This is a genomic window from Pseudomonas sp. BN411 (assembly GCF_029871235.1).
Lineage (GTDB): Bacteria > Pseudomonadota > Gammaproteobacteria > Pseudomonadales > Pseudomonadaceae > Metapseudomonas.
On the sequence record NZ_SSOM01000073.1, the window covers coordinates 359,242 to 367,960 of the forward strand.

7 protein-coding genes and 2 pseudogenes are annotated in these 8,719 nt (G+C 58.8%); all 9 read left to right on the forward strand.

The window, feature by feature from the left end; genetic code table 11:
* Positions 1-132: 132 nt before the first annotated feature.
* Positions 133-561, forward strand: a pseudogene (locus E8F06_RS19640) (transposase); the annotation flags it as partial.
* Between the two features lie 374 nt (positions 562-935).
* Positions 936-1,733, forward strand: coding sequence for an NTP transferase domain-containing protein (locus E8F06_RS19645; protein WP_280370216.1), 798 nt, complete (start codon positions 936-938; stop codon positions 1,731-1,733).
* Between the two features lie 212 nt (positions 1,734-1,945).
* Positions 1,946-2,590, forward strand: coding sequence for a hypothetical protein (locus E8F06_RS19650; protein ID WP_280370217.1), 645 nt, complete (start codon positions 1,946-1,948; stop codon positions 2,588-2,590).
* Positions 2,591-2,715: 125 nt separating this feature from the next.
* Positions 2,716-3,360 (forward strand): hypothetical protein, encoded by a 645-nt coding sequence (locus E8F06_RS19655; protein WP_280370219.1) that lies wholly within the window; start codon positions 2,716-2,718, stop codon positions 3,358-3,360.
* Positions 3,361-3,463: 103 nt separating this feature from the next.
* Positions 3,464-3,550: pseudogene (locus E8F06_RS19660) on the forward strand (transposase); the annotation flags it as partial.
* Between the two features lie 250 nt (positions 3,551-3,800).
* Positions 3,801-4,598 (forward strand): DNA-binding response regulator, encoded by a 798-nt coding sequence (locus E8F06_RS19665; RefSeq protein WP_280370221.1) that lies wholly within the window; start codon positions 3,801-3,803, stop codon positions 4,596-4,598.
* 249 nt (positions 4,599-4,847) lie between these two features.
* On the forward strand, positions 4,848-5,519 hold the full coding sequence (locus E8F06_RS19670; RefSeq protein ID WP_280370222.1) for a hypothetical protein: 672 nt from the start codon (positions 4,848-4,850) through the stop codon (positions 5,517-5,519).
* 178 nt (positions 5,520-5,697) lie between these two features.
* The gene (gene cptA, locus E8F06_RS19675) at positions 5,698-7,470 is read left to right on the forward strand and encodes a phosphoethanolamine transferase CptA (protein ID WP_280370224.1); all 1,773 of its coding nucleotides are present in this window, start codon (positions 5,698-5,700) and stop codon (positions 7,468-7,470) included.
* 75 nt (positions 7,471-7,545) lie between these two features.
* Positions 7,546-8,460, forward strand: a complete 915-nt coding sequence (locus E8F06_RS19680) for a DUF808 domain-containing protein (protein ID WP_280370225.1) — start codon at positions 7,546-7,548, stop codon at positions 8,458-8,460.
* Positions 8,461-8,719: the final 259 nt, after the last annotated feature.

The following is an 8,719-nucleotide window of genomic DNA, read 5'->3' on the forward strand; positions in this document are numbered from 1 at the left end:
AGTTCCAGGTCCTCATGGCGGGATAAACCATGTCCAGCGTGGGGCGGATCGAAAAGGGGACAGATTTATTTTTCCTACTCTAATCCCTTGGAAATAGAAAATACGTTCTAGGTCTTCATGGAGGGAGTAGCCATGCCCAGGTTGGGGCGGGTTCTGTTGCCAAACTACCCGCATCACATTGTGCAGCGCGGGCACAACCGACAAGTCGTGTTTGCCGAGGACGCTGATTTCGAGCGCTACCTGGCTGATCTACGCGAGTTGGAGGATGCCTTCGGGGTGAAGGTCTATGCATTCTGCCTGATGACCAATCATGTGCACCTGCTGCTGGCTCCAGATGATTCACTCGGTGGACTAAGCCAGTTAATGAAGACCTTGGCCGCCAGCACCACGCGCTATCGCAATCGCTTGGAAGGTCGCTCCGGAACTGTGTGGGAAAGCCGCTACAAGTCGAGCATCATGCAGTCCGATAGTTATCTGTTGGCCTGCAGTCGATATATCGAACTGAATCCTGTGTGGGCATGCATGGTGGCGGACGCTGGGTATCATCCCTGGTCCCGCTATCCGAGCTCACCAAGGTCTGATCTCCAATCAGTGAATGAAAAAAGCTCCCGCCGGAATGATTCGGCGGGAGCTTTTTACTTTCGGCGCCCTGTCCCCTATTCCCGGGACAACCTCGCAAATGCGATCTCAGGGAACGGCATTCAGCAGCTGGGAGTTTTCGCTGAGTATTTTCAGCGTTTCCTGATGTCGGGGGCTCTAGCCTCGGCCTTACCATTGCGGCCTCGTCGAATACGCCTCTCAGGTGTGCAAAAGCCTTTCTGGAAAGTCGTCCTGAAGGACCAATGGAATACCCGCGAAACATGACCGCCCTGCTTGAGGGGCCATATTGCGCACGCCCACGAATTCTGATCAATCACTGGCGGAAGATGGGTCGAATGAGCCATCTCGCCATCACAAGGAGACAACCCGTGCAGGATTTGACGGTAGTGATTCTGGCTGCGGAGAGCGGCCATAAGCGTGAACGCTGGGAACTGGCCGAGACGCCCAAGCAACTGATCGAAGTGCGTGGCGAGACGCTGTTGGGCCGTACGCTGCGCCTGTTGGGGGAGGGGGGGATCGAACCCGCTTGGCTGATTACTACCAGCGCTGCCTTTGCTGGGTTTCCCGCTACCAGCTGGTGCCCAATGCACTGCGAAACCAAGGCGCACAGCCTGCTGGCGGGTCTATCCCTCTGGCAGGACGGTGACCTTCTGGTGCTGTACAGCGATGTTTATTACACAAAGGCTGCTTTCGAAACCATTCTGCGCGGCACTGGCACTCGCTTCTTTGGCCGCGAAGGGCGCAGCGCCTTCACCTTCAAGAACTACGGCGAGCTGTTCGCCATTCGTATTGCCTGCAAGGACAAACACCGTGCGAGCCAGGCGCTTGAGGCGCTCATTTCGCATCATGCGCTGACTGGCAACGAGAGTTTCTGGGGTTTCTACAGGCTGATGGCCGGCTTGCCGCTTGCAGATTGCAAGGCTTTCGAGCGCAAGTACTTCGTCCAGCTGCATGACGAAACCGATGACGTGGACTTTGCCAGTGAAGTACCGAGGTTGCAGGAGGCGATCGAAAAACCGATTCGCTGGCGGGCTCGATACCTGGTACGGCGTCTCAGCCTGCTGAACAAGCAGCGAAGGGATCGCTCGCGCCAGTCCGCTGTTGTGCGCAGACAGCGCCAAAGGCCTAATTGAATTATCGTTCTTTCCGGCAGCCGGCATAAATGCGGGGAGAAAAAGGGGGGCAGATTTATTTTTCTTACTTTAAAGCTGTCTTGGTGATTAGGATTAGAGTGGTTTAATAAGTCTGTCCTCTTTCTTTCGTCCCCTTTCTTTCTACTCTGTTAATTGGCCTGACGGGTGCAATAGTTTTACTTTTAACAACAAAGATTCATAAGGATGTGAAGGTGGGAAGAGCAGTTGTGCTAGCGCTTTTAACAGCAGTGTTGTCAGGTTGCGGGGGAATCTCCTCTGTTCCGTACCAGGATCCGCTCAGTGCAGAGGGAACGGCGCGCATTCGGGTCATCACCAATTCGTCTGTATTTGGTGACAGCATTGTCGGAAGCTGTGCACCCACGCCGCGCCACAAGTTCGCCGAAGCGGGGCGTTTTCATAACGGGGTAACCCCTAATCCTAGCTATCCGCAATACCCGGCAACTCCTTCTACTCTGGGCATGCCCAAAAGCTATGAGCCCGAGATGGTTCAGTACATTGGCGCTGTACGCATGGCCGAGGGCCTGTACACCAAGGTGGTGACAGAGCACCGGGTAAGAGCCGATGTACCCTTCCAGCTTGCCTCCTTGGGTGCAGCTGTTGGCAGCTATGGCAGTACCTATAGCGTTTGTAAGGCGGGGGCAAAGGTCTACAAGCTGGAGCCCGGCAAGGACTACCAGGCAATCGTAGGTGTCGGGCGCATTCCATCAGGTTCGAAGCCGGAGCCGCTGAGCTGCTTCCTTGGGTTGTTTGAGTTACTTCCAGTACCCGATACCGAAATGGCAATTCCGTTGTCGATGAAGTCAACTCCTGCACCTGAAAAGCTGTGCGATAGCTGATAAGAAAAAAAGCAAAAAAAAGGAAAAAAGAGGGCAGATTTACTTTGCTTACTCTAAATCTGTCCTGGTGAGCAGGATTAGAGTGGTTTTATAAAGCTGTCCCTTTTTTTGTGGTAGAGGTGTTCATGTCGGCAAGAATACTTGCGATTAGTTTCGCTCTGTTGATTTCTGGATGCAGCACTGGTCCATATCTTCATCCTGAGGCGGTGACCGGCGCTCTCCGTTCAGCTAATCGAACCTGTCCTGGTGCTCTTGAGGCCAGATGGTATGGCGTCAAGGATCCTGCGCCTTTTTCGGGAGTGGTGGCTGCGGTTATTCACGCAAAACTACCAGGCACGCCGGAATGGGACCCTGCTACGGAATCCATTATCAGTGCAGTTGATACAAAGTTGGTAATTAAATTCTGGCTATATCCGAACAGGGCTAAGCCTTTTTGGGCCTTAAGCACAGAAGCCAAGGGAAAGGCCAGGAAAGCGTACGATGAACAGCAAAGGGCCGCCGAGGGCCCTGCGGTTATCAGTGTATCTTCGCCCTACATTGTACTTGTGTCGAGTTATGGGGAACGGAGAAAAATTCAGATTAATATACAGGGCAGTTTCGATGCGAATAGCCAGGAGAATAAGGCTATTTCTGTGTCTCTATCGAATGGGAAGATTGATAATTTTTTGGTGATTTTTCCTGAATTTTTTGTGAATGGGGAGGGATTCAATATTTCTCCCGTGAATTTTAGAATTAAGGAGGATACATATGTTCCAGTAATGAATTGCTGATGGCGGGTAAGGTAGCAAGCGGAAAGGGGGCAGATTCATTTTTCCTACTCCAAACCATTGAATAGAGAACACGTTCTTTTAGGTCTGCATGGAGGGAGAAGGCATGCCCAGGGTAGGGCGAGTTCTGTTGCCAAACTACCCGCATCACATTGTCCAGCGGGGCAACTACCGGTCTGTGGCCGAGAACGAACGGGTCACCGGCAGACGCATCGAGCAGAGAAATTAGGGCAGACCGAAATCAGAGTAAAAAGATAGATTTGTCCCTTGCTTTTGCGTTTTTTCGTCCATGCCTTACGCGGAATGATGGGTATCGCTTCGCTCAACCCATCCTACGGTCATGGGCTCGCCCTGCCTCCGTCAGTCAGTGCGTGGATTCCTTGCTCTGTCTTGCCGTTAAGATTGCGGGGTTGTCGACCTGAGCTGTGGCGGGAGACAAAGCGATGAGCTTGCCATGTGTTGTCTGGGCGGATCTTCGCACCAACAGGGCAGCGTCCAGTCCGATCGGGGCGCTGGAAGAGCAGTTTCAAATCAGGCGCGTGGTTGAACGGGCCGCGATACCGCTGAATATCGATCAGGGCACGCCGCTGCTGTCCTGCTTCGAATACGACTATCCCGACGTGCCGTCCCTGCAGGCCTTGCGCTCCACCAAGCAGGCCTACCCGTCCCTGCCCATCCTGATGCTCACCCTCCAGCACTCCGAGGCACTGGCCGTGTGGGCATTTCGCACCAGGGTCTGGGACTTCCTGGTCCAGCCGGTGACCGCCGAACAGTTGAGCCAGCGAATCTCCGCGCTCTTGCCCGTCCTGCCGACGCGCGGGCAGGAGCGTCGGGAGATTGCGATGCCGGTGCCGTTCATCCCGCGGGAAAGCCGCATCAGCGCGCCGGGGCTGTCGATGCAGTCGGTGCAACTGGCCGCGAACTACGTGGAGCACCACTACTCGGAGACGTTGCGGCTGCGGGACGTCGCTGGTTCCTGCCAGATGGACGTCTACACATTCAGCCGAACCTTCAAGCGTGCCTTCGGCCTGACCTTCCGCGAATACCTGTGCCGATTCCGCCTGGAGCGCTCGCGGGAGCTGCTGGCCAACCCTCGGGCGACGGTGTCGGAGGTTGCCTGCGCGGTCGGCATGTCGAACGCCTCGCACTTCACCCGGACCTTCCACCAGCGCATGGGCATCACGCCTACGGAATATCGCCGCGATGCCACGCCGCAGAACACGCACAAGTCACTGCAATAGCTGCACAACGGCACAGCCTGTCCGCCGATAGACTGAAAAACTGGTTCACCAATCGCGAACCCGGACTTCCGCCTCTGGCGGAGAGGGCAGGAGCCAGAGTCGTGTGTAAATCGGCCGCTCTACTGAGGGAGTCCCAAGCACAACCCAGCAAGATGTCTTAGGCACGCATTGGGCGAGGGCCGCGGGCGTTTCGCGGCGAACAGTCAGGAAGAAAGACTTCGCCCCCTCTCCTTGTTCAGGAGGCAAGCCATGTTCACTCATTGGTTGAAGGTCTACTCCGTTCCTTTTGCGATCAGCATCGTCGGCGCAGGGATGTACTCCACCCCGGCACACGCCGGTATCTGTGAGCTGGCCGACGCCGGCAGGGACACCGGCTGGTCGATCACCTTCGACGATGCCCAGGTCAGCAATTGCGTATTCACCGGCAATCCCGGGGATGGGCGCAACAAGGGCACGCTGAGCCTGACGCTGAAGTTTGTCGACCGTAATCCCATCGCCGTCCATTTCGTCCAGGAGGCGGCCGCAGCCGAGGACAGTTTCGGCCTCCGTATCACCTGGAACCTGACGCTGGATAACCAGTTCCAGCTGCTGAGAGGCATCAGGGGGCGGGCGTTCGATGAAAACCAGGTGCTGGACGATGACGACAACGAATTCGTCGCGGACATACACCCTGGCTTCGCGCACTTCCATCAGGATGGCACCTTCAATGCCGGACCGTTCGTAGGGGCGCCGGACTGCGATTGCGAATCCGATCGTGATTTCAGGGTCAGGGGGCCTGAACCAGGAGCCTTTGCTCCCGGTACGACCGGTACGGTTTCCGGCCTAGGCGTCCACCAGATCGAGGAAACAGGGCAGCAGAGGGATTTCACGGTCGAGGTCGAACCCCTGCGAGCGGAGGTCGCGCCTAACGCAAATCAGTGACGGGGCCTGTCAACGTCCACAGAGCCGTCGCTTGAGGCGGCTCTGTTTGGCAGGAGCGCGGTTCACCCCTGAACGCCTCACGTTGATCGATTAATTGACGAACTTTTCACGACTTCGCAGTCATATTCCTCGCTTTGCGACCGGATCGACTGGTCGGGGCTGAACCAGGCGGGTGTTTATGACGATTGGAGTGAAAAGCGCCGAGGATCGGCGATTCGACTGGGCCGGACTAGGCTGGCTCTTTCTCTTCTTCTGGTATTTCTCGGGTGTCACCCAGTTCCTTATCCAGGTAACCGGCACCAGCGGATTCAGCGGATTCCGCCAGGCGTTCCTGCTGAGCGGCCTGTGGCTGATCCCGGTACTGCTCTTCCCGGCGCGCACGCGGACCATCGCTGCTGTCCTGGGCGGGCTGCTCTGGCTCGCCTCCTTGCCGGCCTTCGGTTATTTCCTGGTGTATGGCCAGGAGTTTTCCCAGAGCGTCATCTTCATCATGTTCGAATCGAACGTGGCGGAAGGCTCCGAGTACCTGACTCAGTACTTCGCCTGGTGGATGATTCCAGCCTTCCTCGGCTACGCGCTGGGCGCCGTGCTGCTGTGGACGCGCCTGCGCCCGGTCCATCTGCCGCGTGGCAAGGCGATGCTCGCGAGCTTGGCGCTGCTGGCGGCGCTGGTGGGGTATCCGGCGATGAAGCAGGGGCTGGGCAACGAGACCTTCGAGGCGGCCCGCGACAGCTTCGAAAAACGCATGGAACCGGCCGTGCCCTGGCAATTGCTGGTGGGCTACCGCCAGTACCGCCAGCAGTTGGCCGACATGCATGACCTGCTGAAAGGCAACGCCCGCATCGCGCCGCTGGCCAACTTCAAGGATGCCAACGCCGGCCTGCCGGCCACCCTGGTGCTGGTGATCGGGGAATCCACCAACCGCCAGCGCATGAGCCTCTACGGCTACCCGCGCCAGACCACGCCGAACCTCGACCGTATCCGCGACCAGCTGGATGTCTTCGACAACGTCATCACCCCACGCCCCTACACCATCGAGGCGCTGCAGCAGGTGCTGACCTTCGCCGACGAGCAGAACCCCGATCTCTACCTGAGCAAGCCGTCGCTGCTGAACATGATGAAGCAGGCCGGCTACAAGACCTACTGGATCACCAACCAGCAGACCCTTACCAAGCGCAACACGATGCTCACCAACTTCTCCAAGCAGGCGGATGAGCAGTTCTACCTGAACAACAACCGCAACCAGAACGCGCGCCAGTACGACGACGATGTGCTGCCACCGTTCGAGAAGGTGCTGGCCGACTCGGCGCCGCGCAAGTTCATCGTGGTCCACCTGCTGGGCACCCACATGAGCTACCAGTACCGCTACCCGCAGGAATACGACCGCTTCACCGGCCGCCAGGGCGTGCCGGCCAACGTCACCGACGACCAGTTGCCCACCTACAACAGCTACGACAACGCCGTGCTGTTCAACGACCATGTGGTGTCGAGCCTGATCGAGAAGTTCTCCGGCAGCCGCGACAACGGCTTCCTGCTCTACCTTTCCGACCATGGCGAAGCGGTGTTCGACCCGGAGCATCCCGACGTGCTGGGGCGTAATGAGGCAGCGCCGACCGCGCCCATGTACACCATCCCCTTCATGCTCTGGCGTTCGCCCCAGTGGCACACCGAGCACCCGCAGGAGCTGGGCGCCAGCCTCGACCGGCCCTACAGCAGCTCCAGTTTCATCCACACCTGGGCGGACCTGGCCGGGCTCAGCTTCGATGACTTCGACCCCAGCCGCAGCCTGGTCAACGCCGCCTTCCAGCCGCGCCCGCTGCTGATCGGCAACCCTTACGAGCCCAAATCGCTGATCGATTTCAGCCTGATCAAGCCCAAGACCAAGGCGTCTGACATGGAAGTGGTCAGTGGCGAACGAGAAGCTGCTGGCAGAAAGGGGCCGCCGGGTTGACCGGCGGGGCGATTTTGTCTGTAGTTCGCCTTCGCCGAATTGCGGCATCAACGCCCCCCACTGCAAGGACACACCATGGCCGGAGCCAGCCTGCTGACCCTGATCGACGACATCGCGACGCTGCTCGATGACGTCTCGGTAATGACCAAAGTCGCCGCGAAAAAGACCGCGGGCGTACTGGGCGATGACCTGGCGCTGAACGCCCAGCAGGTCAGCGGCGTCCGAGCCGAGCGTGAACTGCCTGTGGTATGGGCGGTGGCCAAGGGCTCGCTGGTGAACAAGGCGATCCTGGTGCCGGCGGCCCTGCTGATCAGCGCGCTCGCGCCCTGGGCGGTGATCCCGTTGCTGATGCTGGGCGGTGCCTTCCTCTGCTTCGAAGGCTTCGAGAAGCTGGCGCACAAGTGGCTGCACAACCACGAAGAGGATGAGCAGGCCCACGCGGCCCTGGCCGAGGCCGTGACCAATCCGGACGTGGATCTGGTGGCCATGGAGAAGGACAAGATCAAGGGCGCCATCCGCACTGACTTCATCCTCTCTGCCGAGATCATCGTCATCACCCTGGGCACCGTGTCCGATGCGGTGTTCGGCAAGCAGGTGGCGGTGCTCGTGGGCATCGCGCTGATCATGACCGTGGGCGTGTACGGGCTGGTGGCGGGCATCGTGAAGCTGGACGACCTCGGCTTCTATCTGGTGCGCCGGGCCAGTTCGACGGCCCAAGCCATCGGCCGCGGCATCCTTGCCGCCGCGCCCTGGATGATGAAAGGTCTGTCGGTGCTGGGCACCGCCGCCATGTTCCTGGTGGGCGGCAGCATCATCCTTCACGGCATTCCCGCCGCTCACCACCTGCTGGAGCCGGTATTGGCCGCTGCTGGTGGTCTCTCCTGGCTGGTGCAGATCCTGATCGACGGCGTGGCGGGCATTGTGTCCGGTGCGCTGGTGCTGGCCGGGGTGAGCCTGGTGAAGAAGGTATTGGGCGCCGTCAGGGGCTGATCGATTGCCCCGAAGCGGGTTCCCGGTGCGCGCGGCGCACCCTACAGGGTGGTGATTCGCCGCTCGGAGGTTGGTTGGGGCTGCTGCGCAGCCCTTTGCGATTGAAATCGCCCCCACAGGGAAAGCGCGGCGGCTAGATTCCGTGCGGACTGCTCCCTCTCTCTTCGGGAGAGGGTTGGGGTGAGGGCGAGTCGCTGCTCGGAGGTTGGTTGGGGCTGCTGCGCAGCCCTTTGCGATTGAAATCGCCCCCACAGGGAAA

Coding starts and splice junctions, on each gene's coding strand:
- E8F06_RS19645 (WP_280370216.1), top strand. CDS start 936: ATGAGCCATCTCGCCATCACAAGGAGACAACCCGTGCAGGATTTGACG.
- E8F06_RS19655 (WP_280370219.1), top strand. CDS start 2,716: ATGTCGGCAAGAATACTTGCGATTAGTTTCGCTCTGTTGATTTCTGGA.
- E8F06_RS19665 (WP_280370221.1), top strand. CDS start 3,801: ATGAGCTTGCCATGTGTTGTCTGGGCGGATCTTCGCACCAACAGGGCA.
- E8F06_RS19670 (WP_280370222.1), top strand. CDS start 4,848: ATGTTCACTCATTGGTTGAAGGTCTACTCCGTTCCTTTTGCGATCAGC.
- cptA (WP_280370224.1), top strand. CDS start 5,698: ATGACGATTGGAGTGAAAAGCGCCGAGGATCGGCGATTCGACTGGGCC.
- E8F06_RS19680 (WP_280370225.1), top strand. CDS start 7,546: ATGGCCGGAGCCAGCCTGCTGACCCTGATCGACGACATCGCGACGCTG.